This window comes from Candidatus Kryptoniota bacterium (assembly GCA_036567965.1).
Lineage (GTDB): Bacteria > Bacteroidota > Ignavibacteria > Kryptoniales > JAKASW01 > JAKASW01.
On sequence record DATCTN010000021.1, the window covers coordinates 1 to 20,986 of the forward strand.

18 protein-coding genes and 2 pseudogenes are annotated in these 20,986 nt (G+C 47.4%); 19 read left to right on the top strand and 1 reads right to left on the bottom strand.

Annotated elements, in window-relative coordinates; genetic code table 11:
- Positions 1-93 precede the first annotated feature (93 nt).
- From VIS48_08315 to VIS48_08400, 18 genes and pseudogenes are all read left to right on the top strand, one after another.
- A pseudogene (locus VIS48_08315) lies at positions 94-219 on the top strand (integrase core domain-containing protein).
- Positions 220-290: 71 nt separating this feature from the next.
- Positions 291-578 (top strand): annotated as a pseudogene (locus VIS48_08320) (DUF2130 domain-containing protein).
- A 264-nt stretch (positions 579-842) separates the two neighbouring features.
- Positions 843-2,141: a DUF362 domain-containing protein gene (locus VIS48_08325; GenBank protein ID HEY9166149.1), complete on the top strand. Its 1,299-nt coding sequence runs from the start codon at positions 843-845 to the stop codon at positions 2,139-2,141.
- Positions 2,142-2,861: 720 nt separating this feature from the next.
- Positions 2,862-3,350 carry a hypothetical protein gene (locus tag VIS48_08330; GenBank protein HEY9166150.1) on the top strand — a complete coding sequence of 163 codons (489 nt, stop codon included), beginning with the start codon at positions 2,862-2,864 and terminating at the stop codon, positions 3,348-3,350.
- A gap of 330 nt (positions 3,351-3,680) precedes the next feature.
- On the top strand, positions 3,681-4,025 hold the full coding sequence (locus VIS48_08335) for a hypothetical protein (protein ID HEY9166151.1): 345 nt from the start codon (positions 3,681-3,683) through the stop codon (positions 4,023-4,025).
- Between the two features lie 349 nt (positions 4,026-4,374).
- The gene (locus tag VIS48_08340; protein ID HEY9166152.1) at positions 4,375-4,773 is read left to right on the top strand and encodes a hypothetical protein; all 399 of its coding nucleotides are present in this window, start codon (positions 4,375-4,377) and stop codon (positions 4,771-4,773) included.
- Positions 4,774-5,437: 664 nt separating this feature from the next.
- Positions 5,438-5,914 carry a hypothetical protein gene (locus tag VIS48_08345; GenBank protein ID HEY9166153.1) on the top strand — a complete coding sequence of 159 codons (477 nt, stop codon included), beginning with the start codon at positions 5,438-5,440 and terminating at the stop codon, positions 5,912-5,914.
- Between the two features lie 747 nt (positions 5,915-6,661).
- The gene (locus tag VIS48_08350) at positions 6,662-7,393 is read left to right on the top strand and encodes a hypothetical protein (protein ID HEY9166154.1); all 732 of its coding nucleotides are present in this window, start codon (positions 6,662-6,664) and stop codon (positions 7,391-7,393) included.
- Between the two features lie 249 nt (positions 7,394-7,642).
- Positions 7,643-8,698, top strand: coding sequence for an N-6 DNA methylase (locus tag VIS48_08355; GenBank protein HEY9166155.1), 1,056 nt, complete (start codon positions 7,643-7,645; stop codon positions 8,696-8,698).
- A 15-nt stretch (positions 8,699-8,713) separates the two neighbouring features.
- On the top strand, positions 8,714-9,400 hold the full coding sequence (locus VIS48_08360; GenBank protein ID HEY9166156.1) for a hypothetical protein: 687 nt from the start codon (positions 8,714-8,716) through the stop codon (positions 9,398-9,400).
- Positions 9,364-10,110 carry a hypothetical protein gene (locus VIS48_08365; GenBank protein ID HEY9166157.1) on the top strand — a complete coding sequence of 249 codons (747 nt, stop codon included), beginning with the start codon at positions 9,364-9,366 and terminating at the stop codon, positions 10,108-10,110. Before VIS48_08360 ends, VIS48_08365 begins: the two co-directional genes overlap by 37 nt.
- A 185-nt stretch (positions 10,111-10,295) precedes the next feature.
- Positions 10,296-10,988 (top strand): hypothetical protein, encoded by a 693-nt coding sequence (locus tag VIS48_08370; GenBank protein ID HEY9166158.1) that lies wholly within the window; start codon positions 10,296-10,298, stop codon positions 10,986-10,988.
- Positions 10,989-11,541: 553 nt separating this feature from the next.
- Positions 11,542-12,084, top strand: a complete 543-nt coding sequence (locus VIS48_08375; protein HEY9166159.1) for a hypothetical protein — start codon at positions 11,542-11,544, stop codon at positions 12,082-12,084.
- A gap of 353 nt (positions 12,085-12,437) precedes the next feature.
- A complete protein-coding gene (locus VIS48_08380; GenBank protein HEY9166160.1) occupies positions 12,438-12,584 on the top strand; it encodes a hypothetical protein in 147 nt (48 codons plus the stop codon).
- A gap of 136 nt (positions 12,585-12,720) precedes the next feature.
- Complete coding sequence (locus VIS48_08385; GenBank protein ID HEY9166161.1) at positions 12,721-13,146, top strand: hypothetical protein; 426 nt, start codon at positions 12,721-12,723, stop codon at positions 13,144-13,146.
- A 642-nt stretch (positions 13,147-13,788) separates the two neighbouring features.
- Positions 13,789-15,600 carry a T9SS type A sorting domain-containing protein gene (locus VIS48_08390; protein ID HEY9166162.1) on the top strand — a complete coding sequence of 604 codons (1,812 nt, stop codon included), beginning with the start codon at positions 13,789-13,791 and terminating at the stop codon, positions 15,598-15,600.
- A 47-nt stretch (positions 15,601-15,647) separates the two neighbouring features.
- Positions 15,648-17,012, top strand: a complete 1,365-nt coding sequence (locus VIS48_08395; protein ID HEY9166163.1) for a T9SS type A sorting domain-containing protein — start codon at positions 15,648-15,650, stop codon at positions 17,010-17,012.
- Between the two features lie 52 nt (positions 17,013-17,064).
- Positions 17,065-18,015, top strand: a complete 951-nt coding sequence (locus VIS48_08400; protein HEY9166164.1) for a T9SS type A sorting domain-containing protein — start codon at positions 17,065-17,067, stop codon at positions 18,013-18,015.
- Between the two features lie 361 nt (positions 18,016-18,376).
- On the opposite strand, the gene VIS48_08405 is transcribed toward VIS48_08400, so the two are convergent.
- Positions 18,377-19,003: a hypothetical protein gene (locus VIS48_08405; protein ID HEY9166165.1), complete on the bottom strand. Its 627-nt coding sequence runs from the start codon at positions 19,001-19,003 to the stop codon at positions 18,377-18,379.
- A 405-nt stretch (positions 19,004-19,408) separates the two neighbouring features.
- Between VIS48_08405 and nagA the strand changes: the two genes are divergently transcribed.
- The gene (nagA, locus tag VIS48_08410) at positions 19,409-20,578 is read left to right on the top strand and encodes an N-acetylglucosamine-6-phosphate deacetylase (GenBank protein ID HEY9166166.1); all 1,170 of its coding nucleotides are present in this window, start codon (positions 19,409-19,411) and stop codon (positions 20,576-20,578) included.
- Positions 20,579-20,986: the final 408 nt, after the last annotated feature.

The window sequence follows — 20,986 nt, forward strand, 5'->3', positions numbered from 1 at the left end:
TCTAGAGAAGCCCATGTCGGCCTTCAGAGCTTTTTGGACAATCGTGCGCCGCGTTTCTCGATGACATTTAGTGTTTCTTGCAAGTTACAGGTCATACTCAATGGGGAGGTATTCGATAAAGTCATGGAAGCAAGAGTAGTCACAGAAGGCTGGAGGACCCATTACAACACTGTTAGACCACATAGTTCCTTGGGTTACAGGCCATCAGCTCCAGATGCTTTTTATCCGCGTCAGGTTGCCAATACGTTACCGGATCACTAACTTCACATTGTCACATGAATCGGGGGCAGGTCACCTCTATGCAGAAGCAAATCGAAGAACTGAAACGAAAGGCTGAACAGGGTTCGGAGCAGCTCCAGGGAGAAGTTCAAGAGCTCGTGTTGGAAAACCTGTTGCACTCCAAGTTTCCGGACGATCTAATTGAGCCAGTGCCCAAAGGCGAGCATGGTGGTGACGTACTGCGGAAGGTTGTGAACCAATTAGGTCAGCAATGTGGTACCATCATATGGGAGTCCAAACGTACAAAAGCATGGAGCGACACATGGTTGCCAAAGCTTCGTGAAGACCAAAGAGCGGCCACAAATGCCTCTGACGGATTGTATGATGATATCGGATTATTTATTTTAGTTATTGTCAAGGGATCCGCTGGACGTTGGGCGACAGAACGAGACGCACTTAATTCGTTCATTCTCTCAATAGCATGGAGGTCGACCGAACCGTAAAAGCAGAAGCTAATATCAAACGGACGCCGTTTTTCGGTCGGGTGCAGATTGGGTTTTGGATAACTTCAGGCTGTTAATTCCAAAATATATTTAACCGGATGTCAACCAAGGAGGTAATAATTGGGAACGAAATGCAAAATACTTGTGATTTTCTTTTTGTTTGTGTTGTTTCTTTCAGGTCAGAAAGAAGAAGTGTTGTATGCGCAAACAAATGCTGCAATGGTTTTGGGTATCAACAAGCCAATAGGCACTGCAAGAGGAATATTTCCCGGAAGAGTTGTTTGGGTTCACGATACTCTGGTCGCGAAATGGGATGGTGTCAACGGATATTGGTGGGATGACAAATACACTTCTCAGATAGAAGTAAATAGGATGCTTGTTGCTGCACTCACTTCTCTTACCGGTGAACTACAGGAAGATAAAGCATGGGATAAACTGTTCAGGTATTTTAATGCAACGAAAAGAAATATTGATAAAGGATTTAGTAAAAATGAGAAGATTGCGATCAAAATAAATGAGAATAATACGGATGCACATGTGGACAACAATAACATTAATGCTTCACCTCAACTCGTATATGCGCTTCTGCGCAGTTTGATTCTTACCGCCAATGTTCCTCAGAGAAATATTACCGTATTCGACGCAAGCCGCTTCATTACCGATGATATTTTTAATAAATGCCACTCCGAATTTCGTGAAGTTATATTCGTGGATAATGTCGGAGGCGATGGGAGGGTGAAATCAGAATATGTGCAAAATGCTATTCATTACTCAGTCGATAACGGGAAACTTGCACGCGGACTCGTGAAGTGTGTTATAGAAGCCGATTATGTTATCAACATGGCGCTTCTTAAAGGACATATTGGGCAGGGCGTTACTCTTTGCGCTAAAAATTATTATGGAGCTACCAGCATCGATAAAGACTACCGAAAGAATTTTCACGATAATTTCAGTCAGGATAAGAGTGGAAAACCAAAATACATGACATTTGTCGATTATCTTGGCCACAAAGATTTAGGCGAGAAGACAGTATTATTTATGATAGATGGAATCTATGGTTCAAAAGAGGTGAATGGAATTCCAACTCCGAAATGGCGAATGGAGCCATTTAATAACAACTGGCCCGGGAGTTTGTTTATCTCCCAGGATGGTGTAGCAATAGACGCCGTCGGACTTGACTTCTTGAGTTCCGAATGGCCTGGCATGATCGACATTTCTTACGCGGACAGTTACCTTGTTGAAGCTGCATTGGCTAACGATCCGCCCTCAAAGACCTTTTACGATCCCGAAGGTGATAGTGTTCGATGCAAAAGTTTGGGTGTGATGGAGCACTGGAATAATCTCCGGGAAAAGAAGTACAGTAGGAATCTCGGAAAACAAACCGGAATTGAGTTAATATATAAAGCAATCACTCATTGATTTATTGAACAAAAGGATTAACGCTGTAGTGTCTCAGGGCCTACCGGCCAGAAATGGCTAAAAAAATAGCAGGTCCTATTCGGGACCTGCCATCACGTTAAGCTTGTTTGTCTAGAGCAGCTGCTTCGTTCCTACCACGAACAACGTGGCAGCAATAGAGCCTCAACACCTTAAACTATACATCAAGTCTCAAACATCTTTCTACTTCGGGTACTAGCAGAATAGTGAACAGGTTCTTTTGATCTACAATCTAGATTTGGATTATGTCTATGCTTGCGTGCGCCCATTGCGTTTGATTGAACATGAGAAGAAACTTGTCCCAATTCCGAGCGTCTAACTGCTTGATGCAGTAAGTCAAGGTTATTAGGATTTTACCACGGGCTGTTCCACCGCAAACATGCTAGCGAAGCACGCTGCATATCTTATCACTTCCCAGTGGGACGGCCCGCTTTTCATGTTATCAAATTATTATTACCTGAGGAGGACGGCGTGATTGACACAGACGTTCTTGCAAGCAAGCGTGCATCTTAATGGACGTGCTGTGGCGCATAAAACCTGAATTCCATTTCCACTAACAAAAATAGGAGACTATATCATGAGACTGAATAACTCAGTTGTTGTGAGTACCCTCGTCATTGTCTCTGCCATTTGTTTTATCTGGAACTCAGCCGAAGCACAAGGAACTGAAACTCTTGTGGATTCAACAGCGTCCTTGGTTCTTTGTGGTCATTAGAACTCAAAACAAATTCGATTCAAAAGGACGTAGGTTCGCTTATTGGCGTAAACTGGGGCGCAGTAGTAAACCGTACGTACGTCTTTGGCATTGGCGTTGCCGCAAATCTCAGCCACAATGTTACTAACTACAGTTACTTTCACTTAGTGGCGCAATACATTCCCGAAGCTGATAAGCTCCTTCATTACGGTGGGCAGATAGGCTTTGGCTTTGGAACAGTAAAGGACTACGAGCATGCCAAAACCAATATGTTAGATAACTTTCTCAACACGAGCGGGACAGCATTTTACTTTGTCGAGCCACAACTGAATGCTGAATTGAATGTTACGACGATTGCAAAACTTGTACTTGGTTTGAGTTATTCCTTGGCCTTTGGGCTCAACGAACAGAATCACAGTATTGCTAAGTCCAGAGTTACCAATCAGGATCTGAGCGGAGTCAATGTGACGATTGGCGTAAAGCTTGGAAGATACTGAAGCATTGCCGAAAAAGTCACCAACTTTATGAAATAAATGGAGGGCGTTTCATTAGTAGGTGAAGCCGCGCAGGTGAACTAGTAAATGATCGTAGCGCGTTACAGCTAGGCTCTGGTAAATAATAAGGGAGCTGGGCCGTTCGTTTGCTCTTTACTCTGAGGGCACTTACATTCTCCCATCGACAAAAGGGCAGTGGGAATATGTCGTGGATTACAATCAAAGAGAAGATAAACGAAAGAGTCCGTTAACCATGCTGAATGAGAATGATTAACGAATACGTTAACCGAGTAGTTATGCATCACGCCGCCGCGAAGTCAAAAGGAAGTCATCATGAATAGTCATCGAGCCATATTGGCCATACTGCTCGTGTTGCCATTGATTGTTATAGGTTGTGATACCTTCTACAACATTCCTCTTTCAGGGTCATCCGACACTCTTTTTGTTGAACTTGGATGTGGAAAGATGGATACGTACCTGCAAGTCTGGCAGGGGCATGTATTCGATTTCTACCAGACATTCAATGGTAATGAAGAGGTCACATTGTATCCCGACTCCCTGAAAGTCTACTACAAGGGGCAACGGTTTTATTGCCGCCCTCCAAATAAAAAAGGCATGCCCTTTGTGTCTATCATTGGCCACCGTGAAGTGCGTACTGCGTTCGAGATAGACCATTAAGTTAACAGAGGCGACACGATTACGGTTGATCCTAATGGTTACATGTATTGTGGTTCTAAGAAGGTGGAGATGAAACCCCTGATCTTGATTCTGCAACAAGACCTGCGAGGTCCGTTTGGGAGTTGACGTTGATGTAAATGACGGCGCGTCGCATAACACGCGGCAAAAAGACGCTCCGCATTTGTATATCATGGAGCTTGCTTCATGGCACGCACATAATAAAAGAAGGAGCGCGGCACGACTTTGTTCCACCATCCGTTAGCTGCAACACCGCCAGTAAGCGACCGAGATAGGCATCAATAAGAAAAAGAAATGAGCTAATTTATTATTTTGAATTGAGGAGGATTTTATGCGTGGTCAAGAGTCTTTTTTTGATCGTAGATTAGTAGTTCCTTTGGTTTTTGTTATTATATGCTTTATTTCATGCAGTAATAACAATCCAACAAATAATAATTCATCAACATCTGAACACCATTTGCTGAGCTCAAGCAATGGTCAAACAGTTCTAATGAATATTGGGGACACAATCGATATAACACTTCAAGCCATTGGTCCGGGATCATATGGATCACCAGAAATTAATGGTAATGCTATTAGTTTTATTTACGATTCAACGATATCTCCTCATCTTCCTGCTGGGCCAACTCAAAAGTACGGCTTTGTTGGAACAAATATTGGGAGTTCAAGCATTTCCATTTCCGATTCAATTATGAAATCTGTTTTTGCAATAACATGTAAAGTACAATAATTATTTATATCCAATTCAATCGGAATGCCTAAAATTTCGAATAAGTAAAATCAATTAGACAGCCAAATGCTCAACTGGTTGCATGAGAGTACAGGAAGCCATGGCGGAAAAAGTGAACAACATGGAACGTGGTTCGGCAGTGACACATTATCGTTGCCGCAAGATCGTGCATGTTCTCCCGAAAGTCCGACCGCAGGTCACTTACCCGAAAGGATCCTCCGATCCGAAGGATTCCGTCGGAAAGGAGTCCTTCACGAAGTGACCTACGGCTGGACCTTCGGGACCTCGGACAAGCAGGAGCATGGGACGTAGAAGGTCCCCTAGCGGATTTTCATCTCCTCTCCTCTTCAGCCATTAACTTCCACTCTCTTCTTGACATGTGCCATGTTACCCTATATATTCAAGATAGGTCCGCGGGATTATTAAGAGAGAGCATCTGCGGACGGGCTTTGAGATAGTTTCAGAAACGGATGTTGGCGGGTCAGAGGGCCGACATAACCAACCTACATTGACGTGTTGTCTGGGAGAACTCGAGAGAGGGCTCCTATTGGCATTTCGCAAGCCCCGTGGCTATGTGGTCCGGCCGGTCTAAGCGGGTCGGTCGGCTTTTCATATAGAAAACAGGGTCGAAGAACGCTTCGCGAAAAATCAATGGAGGATTAACATGTGTGCGCAGAACCTCGTATCGGCGGCGCTGACGTCGGAGCAACAGGCAGCTGCTAAGGCGGCGCTTGTGCAGTTAAAGGCGTCCATTCCGGCGCTCGTGACACTATCACCTCAAGAGAAACAGGCGCTTGTCAAGGTCGGGAATGCTTACGAGCCGTTCCTGGACCTGGCAAACGGTGTGACGACCGCGCATCCGGAGATCATGTCAGGTGTTTTCAACCTTCAGGAATTCAATAAGGACTACCAGCTTCAGAAAGACCTGTCACCGATTCTAAGTGACTTACTGGAGTTGACGGAAGCGGTATCGGACACTTTTTTCGCGGCCAGGAGCGATGCGATGTCGGAGTCGCTCGACGTTTACGCGTCAGTCCAGATGAACAAGAACAAGATTGCAGGCATGGACACGATCGCGGCAAAGATGGCCGCGTTCTTCAAGAAGTCCAGGCAGCAGCCCCCGACCCCGGGTCAGAAGTAGGGAGAGCCGCCGCGCCCCTCTGACTATAAGGTGCGGCGGTTTCTTGTCCCGAAAGGCTCCGGGGTGGATGAAAGTCCGCTCCGGAGTCGATATGTTTTTCCGGGAGCAACGAGCAGAGACTTTCGGGCAAAGATCTGCATTGTGAAAGAGTCAATTCGCAGGTAGCGAGTGCTTCAAAGGTGGCACAGAGTGCCTTGCAGGCGGTCGAGACCTGTTCGGAGGTGGTACGGAGCGGCTGCGAAGTGGTCGTGAGTGCCTCGAGTGCGGCCAGAACCGGCTTGGAGGTGGTATAGAACGGCTCAGAAGTGGTCGGGACTGCCTCGGAGGCAACCGGAACCGGGTTGGAGTTGGTGCGGAGCGGCTCTCGGGTGGTCGGAAGGACCTTAGAGGCAGTCCCTATCGGTTTGGGGGTGGTACAGAGTAGCCCGGAGGTATTCGGGAGCACCTCGAAGGTGGTCGGGAGTGCCTGCGAGGCGCTTCGGAGGGATCGGGTGCCATGGCAGGCGCCGGGAAGCTTGACAATGCCTCCTGTACCGGCTACCTTTTACACATCAGTTGCGGGTGGGGGATGATGGAACGGATGGTGGAGCGCGAAGAGCGAGAGTGAGCGGCTGGTATGACAGATAAGACAAATAGAGCTGTCGGATGCATGGGGAAAATAAAAACACATATATGTGTTTTTGCATCCATTAGGCTTCATGCACGGTCGCCAGCACTGACCGAAAATGAAGGAACGTGAAAGCTTCTATGACAAAACGAGAAACTATAAGGGCGGAACTCACATCCCTTTATGAAGAAGGTGCTAATCTTGCCCTCGCTTTCCAAAAGAAAGAAGACAAGCATTTCGCGTATGCCTATCAACGCTGGTACACGAAAACGCTCCCAGGCGTCGCCTTAATTGCCCAAGACCGTCTTTCGGAGTTCCGCAGCTACTACGAGATAGACCCTAAGCGAAAGTCTCTGGGGTACGGAACATACGTCATCCAGGATTACCTCAAGGGGGTCGCCCCCTCTAAGGCTTACTATTTCGAGTTTGACACTCGTGACGAAGCCCTGAAATGTTTCCTGAACCAGCTCACCATTTTGAACTCACTAACCGAAAGGATTGACTCTGTATTATCAAACGTGGAGGGTGAGCTGTATGCCGAACTGCAGGATGGAGAAATAGTTGTTGCCCGACAGCTTGCAAAGGTGAGCATGCGAGCGGCTGGAGCATTGATGGGCGTGCTGATCGAGGGCCATCTGCAGAAAGTAGCGGCTAATCATGCAATAAAGGTGAACAAGAAAAATCCTAGCATCGCCGACTTTAATGACCAGCTGAAGGCTGCATCTATCATAGACACCTCTACATGGCGCAAGACTTCTTTTCTGGCCGACTTGCGAAACCTCTGCGTACACAAAAAGGACAGCGAGCCTAGAGAGGAGCAGGTAGAAGAACTCATCCAGGGAGCCGAATGGCTTACGAAGAATGTATTTTAACAGCTCACGGCACTCAATTGAGTCTTGAAATCGATTTTAGCCGCCGTGCACGACCGCATAACGACGGCAATCGCGACCCTCGATTGATATATATATTATCGTGCGTGGTTCATCACGGGCTCATCACATTACCCCGGGAAAGGAGCGCGCGACGAGGTGATTGCGCAAACGCTAGCTGCAATTTGCGGCCGGCTGAGCGCATGAAAAAGTCGTCAGATTACTGTAGCTTACGGTTACACATATAAGATCATGAGTTGGAAGAGACCTAATCAGCAACAAGAGCGATTGGCGGAAGCGTTGCGGAGGCACGGCGTGGAAGGCGACCAAGCTTTCTATTCCCTCGCTTTCCAATACTATGACATATATTCCGACGCACTGAGAGCGATACCTAGAAGCGTCGTCGTGAAGTGGTCTGAATCCTATGCAAAGGTGGCTCACGATCAGCGACTCGTCTTAACTCTGTCTGAGCTGGTTCAACGCGATCCAAACGGTCACTCTCTTCCTGATTGGTATCAGTTTTTCATTGGCCGGAGATTTCGTGAAGGTTCAGGCAAGTTTTTCACACCAAGGTCAGTCGCGGCGGTTATGGCAAGGTTCCTGCCTCGAACCGGAAGTCCAGTAATAATGGATCCCACGTGCGGTGGCGGGACATTTCTTTCCCAAGCTTCAACACTCTGGAACGCGCAAAGCTGCACATTAGTGGCCAATGATGTTGAAGGATCGCTCGTCGAACTTACCACCCTCATTCTATCCCTTTCCACCCCTAAGAAGCATCGTAAATATTTCCTTAACGTCAATATTTTCGACCCGAATGAGGAGTTCGCAAGTTGGTACGGACGCGTAGACTACATTTTGGCCAATCCCCCATTCTCCCTTCAAATTCACAACGAGCAATTTCAGAGCGAATTGTTCCTAGCTGGGTATCGCAACAGCGACGCTCTTTTCATAGACACTGCTTTGAGGCTACTGTCACCTGGAGGGAGGCTCGTATGTCTTCTTCCCCATTCTCTCATTGCAAATAGTGAATACGCGTCCATGAGGTCCATAGTTGAAGAGAAGTGGGACTTGCTCGGAGTAATTAGCTTGCCAGAAGGCGTATTCCATTTAGCCGCAGGTACCTCCACCAGAGCGGATATAGTCCTTCTAAACAAGAAGGGATTGTTGTCAACTAACGGGAGGAAGATGTTCTTCGCTTCGGTTCCCAATGCTGGCGTGCAACTGAACAGCAATGCGTCTCTCCCAGAGTCGAACGATCTAGAAGCCCTCGTGGAGCAGAAGGAAATTCAGAAGATTTTAGGAATATAGAGTCGCAACTCCATTATGCACAAGAACGGCAAATACTTCTTTTCTATCATCAAGTACAGTGAGTTCATACGGGCTGTCTGGGATCCACACGTGTACAAACGAAACGGCAGCAAACACGCGCTTCATGATTTTGCTGTCGTAGCAAGACCGCCTCTGAAACGAATCGTCGGTGAACAAACGGCCTTCCAGCCAATTGAGTACCGAGATATTCCCGAGGGACATTACCTTAGTTTTGCTTTGCGCCCGCAAGCTCGGCACGGTAAGCTAGCATCCGCTGTTGTGGGGGAAAACGCTTTGCTCTTCGGTACGATGAGAGCATACCTTGGGAACATAATCGTCACACCTATGGCTGATTGGATCGACGAAGAGGGGCCGATCCATTTCCCAGTAAAGTCTGAGTTCGTTGTCATAACGCCCAACGACGACCTTCCCTATTACTGGCTAGCTTATCTTCGCTCCCATCACTTTTTGGACAATCTTCCCCTAGGATCGGGTGGAACAAGACCCCGCTTGAACCCAGAGCTTCTTGCTGAAACTCCTATAACTGTTCCACCTCTCAGCACTAGAGTATCTATACATAATCAATTGAAGGAGCTTGCGATGAATGAGTGGCAAAACTATCGGAAGGTCTCCCTCGCGATCAATTCACTTACTCAGAAAACACAATGGCCGACATCACCGCAAATGAACTCAAATCACTAAAGCAAGAATTCGAGCCTTTAATTGGCTTAAGAGTGGACTGGTTGGCTTTGCCAGAAAGGTCCCTTCCCGGCTTTGAACCAAGTCAAATCGCAGTAATCGTAAATACCATCCTCGACGCAGCCTTGCCTCAAATCCAATTGCTCGCAACTTCACCAGAGAATCGTATAAAGCTTGAGCAAATTGGTCTATCGAAATTCCCGGGCCAGGTTGGCGAACGTGAGCAGTATCCAGATTACATACATAAATCTGGTTACCGTGTTGAACTGAAGGGGCTGTTCGTAGATAACACCGATCTTAAGTTCAAACGTCCTCCTACACGAAGGGAACCATCTGCTAGGCTGAAGGAGAACGTTACATTGTACAATGTTGATTCGGCCAAGGACGCTCTGATGCTGCTCGCTGTCCAGTTACAGGATTTCTCAGGGATATGCCACCCGGTAATTGTTGATCTCGCACTCTTTTCAATGATACGCTGCATCCGTGCAAGAGACAACCGTCTCAAGGAAGGTGGGGGCAGATGGCACAACGGCATCCCTCAGGTGGTCAAGAAGAACAGTATGTCCAAGTTTCGCGATGGTCTTACTCTTAAAGATTCGGACTTCGAGAAAGACACGAACTTCGGAAAATTGAAGCGCATTCCCTACGAGCCTCTTCAAGATTTCATGCGGAAGCAGGGTGCCGTCGGTAATAATGACGACGATGAAACTTAACCGCCGCAAACTGCAACTAACAAGCACGAAAGAGACGCTCCGCATTATATATGCAAGATGGTCGCTTCATTGCTTTCGCCCGATGACTCGGCGCTGCGCGACATTTATAGCGGGCGAAAGCAACGACTTCTTTTTGGTAAACGTTAGGCGAAATTGGGCGCAGGGGAAGGTTCGAAAGATAAACCATGCTTGAGAACATTTTGAATTTCATTCTGGACAATGTTAGGTCCCTGTTCTATGGTATTCTCCTGCTCATCGTGGCTTTGCTCTTTCTTCCCGATAAGATCATCCTATGGACATTGCGAAAGATTAAACCATCGATCCTTGAGAATGAAAACAAGAAATGGAAAGGCATTTTTGCCTTACTCATGAATATCCTCTTACATCGCAGTTTCACAGATTTCAGCCAGTCCGAGACAATCAAAGCACGTCTTGAGGATATCAGACGACTGCAATCAAGTATCAGCGCGATGGAAAAGAACCTCTACTTTCTTGATCTTTGTGTGGACACATTCCACATGCTCAATTTCGCTCTGCCACACGCTACAGGAGCTATTGACTATGACATCTTCTCCGAAGCGATCAACTACTTAACAAACTATACTCAATACGTTACCCCATTCACTGAAAATGAAAACTTTGGCGAAAATGTAACCCGATCGATAAATGATCTTGATGAGGCTTTCACTGAGCTTTCCAAAATGCAGCAACAGAGTGGCAACCACGATGCAGTGGAAAAAGCCTTGTTTGAACAGCAGTTTATGAGAACTCGTGACTATCTGAAGTCTGAAAGACACGCTTTGGAACGAATCGTGGAGGAGAACCGGAACCAGATTAAAGCTGCGCTGGAGGAGGTCATCAATGAAACGGCTCAATGATGTAAACCAACTGATAGGTCAAGTCTCACAACTGGGCATCAAGTTTGTTTCAATTCAACATATTTTCCTTTTTGGAAGTCAGGTGCGACGCCGCACCCCCACATCTGATGTTGATATTCTTGTTATCTTGTCAGATGAAAACCAAAGGCTCGATATCTTCCGGGAACTGTGTCAGCTTACCCTGCTCCACCACATCTTAATTCATCCCATAGTTCTAACGACTCATGAATTCAATATCCGCAAGGGGTCGAGACTTTTTGACGAGAATATAGTATCCCTCTCGCAACATCTGTTCTGGCGACGCCCAACTTCGCCTAACACTTTTAAAAGGTCAAACTCGAGAGACAAATAGATTGTTAATCGATGCGAAGGCACGGATTCTCTTTTTCCTAAGCTCCTGCTTGTCCGCAGGACTCCTTTGGGGGGAAACCCTCTTTCCAAGCTCCGCTTCGACCGGGCAGAATCAAGCAGAGCTGCAGTAGCTTGGGACGCAGAGGTAAGGTGAGATAGAGCGACATCTTTTTTCATATGATCATCAATCTCGGAGGGCGCTATGGGTAAGGATCGACCGGAAGACATTCTTGTACAACAACAAATGAAAAGTCTCGAGGACCGGGTAACGAAGATCGAAGTGAACTGGAAAGTGACTTTTATTCTGGCCGCCATATTCGGAATAGGAGGCGGCTTCGGAGGTTATTATGTCTCGTCTCTCTACAATACGATTCACGACCTGAAAGTGCAGACCGACTCACTGCAGGCCGAGTCCAGCCATCTCCGGACTGCCATGCACGACACGTTAGTGTCGGTGCAGATAGAGGCATACAAAGACGCACCCGACGCGCTACGGAGAGCGGTCGAGGCCCAGCTTCACGTGTGTTCCGCCCGCATCGACGATGCACATGAGAGGATCGGCAGGATAGCTTTAGTCGCGGGCAAGACGACGAAAACCAAATACCAGTCCGGTAAAGGTGACCACGCAGACCCTCAGAACCTGCTCTTCATGGCCGGACTGCAAACGAGCGGCGGCAACAACACAAACTTCTACAAGGAAATCAAGTTGTACATCCCTCCGGAGGGCCACGGGCAGAACAAGTGAGGCGGTCCACCGTCGATTTTTTCTGTTTTCCTCCGAAGGAGTCCTTCACGAAGTGACCTGCGGTTGGACCTTCGGGACGTGAAAGACTCCTTTCCGACGAAATCCTTTGGATCGGAGGACACCTTTGGAAGAGTCCTGTCCCGGGCACGGCCCGATGAAATCGCTGCAATGAGGAATTGCCATGAACCTTTTGGCTATTATTGACCCCACCTGGATGTAATCCCTTTTTCGTCCCTTTGCCCTACTTTGCGATGTTAAATTTCTGGGTATCATAATGAGAAAGGTTTCATCACTTCAGGGACTAATAGTACAGCGCTGCGGGATCCTAATCTAAACCGAAAGGGAAGAAGATCATGAGCAAAGGTCAAGAGGGCAAAAGGGACTCGAAGAAAAAGCCGGCCAAGACCAAGAAAGAAAAGAAGGCGGCTAAAAGAGAGAAGAAAAACGAGCAACTGAAGCATGGCCTCCTCGAGCCACAAGACATTGGAGGTCTGAAATAATAGACCTTATTGAAAAGACGTGCCTTGCAATGCCGATTCAATGATTCATCAATAGTAAAGGTGGATCACCAACCTGGCTTTATGGCAAATCAAGGTACCGAAAGATTTGTTCCGCACATCTATAGGAAGATGACATATGATTAAGACTGAACAAAGTTCTACGGTAGAATCAGGGGCTGAGATGCGGATTGTTGGCCTCAACACAGACAAGACCCGTGCATTGATTGGATCAGACAGTTTATATCAGGTCTATTTTGAACTATCAGGAATTCCGACGCAGGGGTGGAGAACGGTATTTGAGCGGGAGTGGAAGGCGTTGAATGTGGGACAAGCGCTATCATTACAGGATACAAGTGTTGAGAGAGCATTTCTGGTGATGCACTGTCCCCTGCAGGATGTTGCCAAACATCTGCCGATTCTGAAAAAGGCGGTCGCTGCTGCCAATAAAGATTACTCCGAATATGCACGAGGGCAAGCAGAAGAAGAAAAAGGGCGCGAAGATCTTTGGAAGAATGAGCGTAAAACCGTCGAAGATGTTGCTAAGTCGTTACACTTCGATTAACACCCCTTCAGCTGCTGTGCATTTAGTTCACTGGTGAGTATGCCGCGAGTATTTACCCGCCAGTTGACGACTACACGGTATGCTTTCACCGGGAGGTAAGCTGGCATGCTGGATGTGCAACAGGGGGAAATGGTGCCCGCACACAAATATTGGTTGCACCGGAAAAACTCTGAACTGAATCAAAAAGTAGTCTGTCTCACAAACCGTTTGGGTCCCATCCGAAGTAATCTTAGATAATGTCCTGCCCGTTTAGGTTCAACTTATAGGGTGGAACAGAAGCAGCTAGCGGGGAAGATGAGGGTACTATTTTGCGGCGAAAGTGGTTGTGGAAATATTTTTGTTTTGGGACTTTTATATGTTTCCTAATAATTTGAGCGCATTCAGGGGAAGTCATTATGCTGATCTGTGGGCGAGCACACATCCTGCTCCGGAGAAAGCTTAGTGGATTGCAGTTCACGGACTGGGGAAGTATCTTCAAATGTCAGACGGGCAGCGTCCATAATAACAAAGGCGACCTCCTTCTGGATTCCGTGAGTCGAGGATAGGTCGCATGTCAAATGCAGCGAAGCACAACAACGGCTCAAGTCGGGGCGCATCACTCCCACCTTTTTGCCGCTCGTAACTCTCGAGAGGAGACACATCATGCGAAAAAATTCTCTTACCATTTTGATGATACTTATTTGTGCCGGTTTTGTCCGGAGTACTGCCGTGGCGCAGGAATTTCCAATAGCAGTAGGCACCGACTCGACATTCGGTCAGGGCGGCGCCTCTGATGGCACACACTATTTAATCGGGCTAGTTTCAAACCATAATGATCTTACCGCCCAGTTCCTCGCCGCCGGCGGTGCTCTGTATGGCCCCAGGTTCTCATTCGGAGGGACCGGCACCGGTTTAATGTTCGCTTTCGATGGGACGAATTATCTTGCGGTGTGGACCGATCCATTCCCGTTCTTTGCCGGCGGCGATACGAACGGCATCGGGGATCTTCACGGACAATTCATAAGCACCTCCGGAAGTCTGGTGGGGACACAATTCACCATTGCCACAGGAGTTAACATAAAATTCGGACAGGGGCGCGGCCGACTTATTTTTACAGATACAGATTATCTCCTGCTTTACGAGAAGGGTGGTAATCAACAGGATCATCTATATGCACAACTCATAGACAAATCAGGTAACCTCGTAGGCGGCTCAGTCCAAATCAGCAGCAACTATGCGCGGGACATGGCAGCCGGATTTGATGGTACAAACTACCTGATGGCATGGTGCGAAGGTTCGGATGTCCATGAGTTTATCTATGGCCAGTTTGTCAGCAAACAGGGTGCCCTCGTCGGTTCCAACTTCTTGATAGACGGCAGTCAGAATGCGAGCGATAATCCGGTGTCGGTGGCGTTTGATGGTTCAAGATATCTGGTGGCTTTTCACGACCAGGCTGCAGACGGCGTGACATGGAATCTCTATGGCCGTTTCGTTTCAACTTCGGGGACGGTTGCACCTGATAAGATGACGATTTGCGATTCGACCAAGGCTCCGTTTAATCCTATGCTTGCGTTTGACGGAACAAACTATTTTGCAACCTGGATGGAGATGGCGGGACCTATACGAGTAATCGGAAGGTACTTCTGCACTACCGGCGTGCCGGTTGATACCGCATTCATTGTGTTTGACACCCTTGGCGGCAAGATGGCGCTTGGAGGTGTATCCGGTTTCTCGAACGGGCATTACACGCTAGGCGCTACACGAGTGGATATGAATCAGACGGACGGCGACGTGTATGGAAGAATTATTGAACCATTATCCGTCGGGGGTGGTCCTTTACTCGGGACCTGGGCGAAAGCAAGCGGACCGGCAAATGTGCTGACGTACTACTTTAACAGTAGCTCTGTCGTTACCATGAAAATGGATTTTGATACTGCAATGACTGCCGGTTATGCCATCGACACATCGGTCACTCCTCATCACATATCATGGTACGGCGGCAATGGTAAGTTAGGAAATCTTGGGATATGGAAAATCATTGGAGATAGTCTTCTGGTAAAGGCGACCGGCGGTGATACGACCACATTTCCGACGTCCTTTGAACCTGAATCAGCATACCCCGACGAAGCCACCAGCTATGTCAAGGTGAAGCTGTTAACTGCTGTGAAGGAGAACCGGGTGGAGGTGGCAAAAGGATTTTCCCTCTTCCAGAACTATCCGAACCCATTCAACCCGTCGACAGTTATCGGCTATCAGCTCTCAGCAGTAAGCCATGTTACATTAAAAATTTATGATGTACTTGGAAGGGAAGTGAAAACGCTTGTCAATGAGCGTCAAGACGCAGGAAGTCACTCGGTAACTTTTGATGCCTCCTATTTGCCTAGCGGAGTATACTTCTATAGGCTTTCCGCAGGATCCCTTACGGGACAAGTTGGAAGTTACAGTGCAACGAAAAAACTACTGCTTCTGAAGTGACGGGAATCCCGGTTAAAATCAATTGCGCTTGGGAAAGGAAACGGGTCATGTTCAAGAGTTTATTCGACTATTTAATAATGCTATTCATGTCCCTAGTGGTGACGGCAGCTGCCGAAGCCCAAACATGGGAATATCAAACGAATCCCACAATCGGTACAGCAGATACAGCGGGTGGCGGCAAAATTCAATTTGTAAGTTCCACCGAAGGCTGGATTTCTGCAAGTGACGGCAAATTGCTGCACACAACAAACGCCGGAACAGACTGGTCCGTCATGACGCCGTTCCCATCCGACACGGTGTGGAGTTTTTCTGATCCGTCGGTCACCATGAGCTGGGTCAATCAAACTCATGGCTGGAAGATCAACGCCATAGGCAAGGGATTCAGTGATGGCCATGGTGCTGTGATTCACAAAACTACCGACGGAGGCAGCACCTGGGAAAAGAAAATAATATCTACAGACTCGGGCGAAGTCGGATTGGAAATTCAATTCGTCGATGAAAACAATGGTTGGGCTCTTATCTATAACCTTTCCAACGGAAGTGGAAGTTTGCGGAAGAGTACTGACGGTGGAAATAGTTGGAGTTCGGTTGCTTCCGATACTGTGGGTGGTTTCTATTTTGTGGATGCAAGTAACGGTTGGTCGCTTATACCCTCGAACTCACAGGATTCATCTTTATTATTTCGTCGCACCACGAATGGGGGAGCTAACTGGGTCACGCAATATACAGACAAATCGCCCGGGAGTATTAATGCCGTGCAATTTACCGATCTAAATAATGGCTGGGCGGTTGGTGGAAATGCAAAAATTTTGAGAACAACTGATGGCGGTGCGAGTTGGACTTCAATCACTAATACTGGCATTGCTCCTCAATCAAACAGTAAGTGCCTCTTCTTTTTGAATGCGGATACCGGTTGGATTGGTACAAACGACGGCATTCAGGATCAAGGTCCCGACAGGGTAATCCTGCACACTACCAATGGTGGCTCAAGCTGGACGGTGAGCTATAGGGATAAGAATAATAACAGTGCGATCTTTAGTATTTTCTTCCTGGATGCGAACAACGGATGGTTTACGGGCGACTATGGCGTCATCGGCCATACGACCAACGGTGGAACGGGAGTAGTAAGTGATAAAAGCATAACGCCCAGCATCTTCTCGTTAGGTCAGAACTATCCGAACCCATTCAACCCGTCGACAGTTATCGGCTATCAGCTCTCAGCGGTCAGCCATGTTACATTAAAAATTTATGATGTACTTGGAAGGGAAGTGAAAACGCTTGTCAGTGAGCGTCAAGCTGCGGGAAGTCACTCGGTAACTTTTGATGCGGGCGGCTTACCCAGCGGTGTGTATTTCTACCGGCTGCAAGCCGGGAGCTTTAATGCAATCCAAAAACTCTTGCTCCTGAAATAAGGGGGCGAATCGTCATTTACAATTATTCTTCAGAAAAAATTAGGAGATGCTTGTGAAACCATTTTTCCCGGTTTTGTTTATCTGCGCGACTCTTCTTGCATTTGAAAATGTTTTTGCCCAGACAGGGTCAGATTATTATTTGCCGCTGCGAATAGGAAACTACTTGAAATTCCATGCTGATGAAGGTCCACTTGGGTGGGCCGCGAGAACTACGACGCACACCATTGAAGGAACAGATTCCATTTCCGGAAAAGTCTATTTCAGGGAAAAGGACAGTGAGGAAGCAGATAATGGTATCTTCAGCGATGTGTTCAATGTCCTCTGGCTCAGTGAGGATTCGGCAAGGAATATACTTGTCGCGGCAGTCGGCGAAGAATCATCCGACATAGATTCGGCAACCATCCTTCCTAGCCCGGGCCCTTTTTTCCCCACTCAGGGTCTTGTTCCTGGCTACTCGATCCGGTATCCGTATAGCAACTATTTCATGGTAGATTCCACTATCAGCGACACCGCGACAGTTGGGACGCCTGCAGGGACGTTTACGAATTGCGTCATGCAAAGTGAAACGCACTATGATAGTCTTGGGAAGGTCGTCTTCCTGGAATACCATTATTACGCGCACGGAGTCGGAATGGTTCTCAACCAGCGGGTCAAGCCTGATAGCAACGCGCACACCGATTATCTCATTCAATATTCCGCCGTTACGGCTGTCCATGAAAAGAATGCCGCGGATGATCCACGCAGTTTCAGTTTGTTACAGAACTATCCGAACCCGTTTAATCCATCAACCACGATCAGCTATCGGGTTGAAATGCGCAGCCAGGTTAGTCTGAAAGTTTACAACGTACTCGGTGAAGAAGTAGCAACTCTGGTAAACGAAACCAAAGATCCGGGTGAATACAGCGTGAAGATGGACGCGTCGAGATTCTCCAGCGGCGTCTACTTCTATCGGCTTTTTTCGGGAAATTACGTATCCACGAAGAAAATGTTGATGACAAAATGATGAAATTGTTTTGGCAGAAATCAGCCGATCTTTTCGGCGAACTGCTCATGGAGTAACTCATTCGTCTCTTCGTTTCGTAAGTCCCGCTATCATCATTGGTGGCGGGACTTTTTTTGTGTAGCGGTTGCATCCAGGAATAGAGGGAGAGAGCAGAGTAACCAAAACATTACCTCAGCGGGTACCGCTCTGTACCACTATATACTCGAGTGACCAAAACGACACCGGTGCTCGTATAAATTTGATAAATCCGATGCTGACGATAAGAGAAAAGTGCTAAATCGGAATTAAATGTGGGCACTTTGACCAGTCAAAAAGATCGTCAAGTTATATTTGCACGCACTCAGGAATTGGGAGCAGTCCTTCAATCTTGCGGAACATAAAAAGGTATGTAGAAAAACTTTGACTGGTAGAGGTACTTGATCGTTGCCACCTTGCAGCCCTGATACTCCTCAGGAAAAGCGACATCAAACGAGTCTGCTGAGCTGATGTTCAACGGGAACTTGTAGAAATAAGTTGCGAGGATCTCATGTCGGCGTGGAAATCTTACATCCCAGTGATACAGTCCTTCCTCGGGAAGCTTCTGCAGATTCGATTGGGCGTGGAAAACCTCCACCGGATATATCAATTCCGATCTGTCGTTTATTCGAAGCGCAACCCTCGGAGGCTCAACCAAAAGAACACTATCTGATGTTGAGACTTCGATATCATAGAAGAACTTGCTCCGCGTTCCCGCCCAGAATGGGAAAAAAGGTATGGCGGGAATCCCTACCAGTCCCCAGGACGGCCCGGCAACTGTACGCACTTTCAAGGACTTGTTTCCGCACTTGAACTCGTAAGCAAAAAGCGGGTCGACACTGTCAGGCAATACAGTCCATGTTACCGGTCGGGCCTGGATGAACGCTCCCGCGTGTCCAAATCTGGAGCAGCTCGCGAGTAAAGATGAAAGAAGAATAATCAAGACTAGAGTGGTCGAAACTTTGTTTCTCATTTCGATTTCTCTCGATCTTCGGGTCGCGCGGGGATGAAGTTTCTTCCAAGGTTTTTCAAGCAGCAAGTCTGTATTGCCATGATCCTCTGCAAGACTTTACATCATGAGCGAACGAAATGCAAGAGGATGTGCAGGGTCCTGACGAAACGAGGTTGTCTATCGATGGCTAGTCCTAAGTATTCAGGAGACATCAGGCTGAAAGGAAAGAGGACGTTATTGTTTCCTCCGTTGGGGAGATTACTTCGCTTGAAACCGTGCGAGTTGTATTTTCACTCACATGTGTATAATGTTATTCGAGTACGTATCAATCTCCAGAGCATCCGGAACAGGGAGAATGAACTGATCTTCTGTCCGGGCTTTACAATTATTATCCGGATTTCATTAAAGGATTACTTCTCTTAAGTCATGAGCAAAAACAATTATGCACTTGTAAACGGAAAGCTTGTAACTCCAACAAGCGTTATCGAATGTGGTACACTTCTCGTCGAGGATGGAACGATAAGTGAAGCGCTTACCGAACATGCCAAGTTTCCTTCCGCCGGATTTGAGATTCTCGATTGCGCTGGTAGAATCGTTATGCCCGGATTCATCGACCTCCATACGCACGGCGGGCGGGGTCATGATTTTGTTGATACAGATGACAATACTTGTGCACAACTATCTGAATATTATTTCTCGCACGGGGTTACGACGCTTCTCGCCACATTGTCTCCACTTTCACATTCTCTACTACTTCCGGCAGTTCAACGGATGGCGAAATTTCTCGAGAGTCACAAAACAGTGACGAATATAATCGGGATTCACCTCGAGGGTCCTTACATCAACAGGGCGATGACCGGCGGAAATCAGGAAAAGTATATCGAAGCGCCCAACTTTGAGGAATGGCAGAAGGTAGCTGCGGCGGGAAAAGGTCACATCAAGCTAATGACCGTAGCTCCCGAATTGCCCGGCATAGATCCTATTATCGATCACGCAATTAAGAATGGAATCGCCATCTCGGTCGGCCATTCGAAGGCGAACGGCGACATCATGGCAAGGATGATCGAAAGAGGTGTAACGCAGGTTACTCACTTATTCAACAGCATGCCGCCTCTCCACCACCGGGAAGTTGGAATACTTACGGAGGCACTCCTCTCGGATTGTGTCGACGCGCAGTTGATTGCTGATGGGATTCATGTTAACGCGAAGACATTTCGATTGGCGGTAAAGTTGAAATCGCCGGATCATATACTCGTGATCACCGACTCGATCAGGGCAACTGAAAAAGGAGATGGCAAGTACACATCCGCAGGAAGGGAAGTGGTCGTGAAAGAAGGTGTTGTGAGGGCGGATGATGGTACGCTTGCAGGAAGCACGCTGGTTATGGAAGATGCTCTTAGATTCCTGACAACCGCGGCGAGGATTAATCTTCCTGACGCATCTAAGATGATGTCATTGAACGCGGCGCGTGCACTTGGAATCGACAAGGAAACCGGAAGCATAACGAAGGGTAAGAAGGCAGACATCGTAGTTGTCGATGACAGGTTCCGTGTAACATTGACGATGGCGGCTGGGATATTGCGATATCGATCATGAGATAGCGCAGCTTCAAATCTAAGAAGTTGTATTCCGATGTGGCTGGACTTTGGTCCGGAGGTCTCCAACTTTCTGCAAGTCAGAATTAAGAAACGCGGGCTATTCTAAAAACTTCAATCATGACAAAAATGCGCGACATGTGTCTTTTCTAACCCGTGATAACTACTTCCTCGACGGGCAATCCATTTACAGAATTATGCTTGGCTGATTGGGAAATGACTTGCTACAGCAGAAGACCAAAACATGATCATCAGGTCTAATGCCGTCACAGGTGCGAACGCTCTCGCAACGACCGGCGCGGAATTGGATCGGAGAAAATCACTCTTGAGGACCTGAAATCCGAAGCACATTTAAATCCCGTTGTCCAATGTTAGGATGAATGGAATAGGACTGCAACAACTCCAAAGT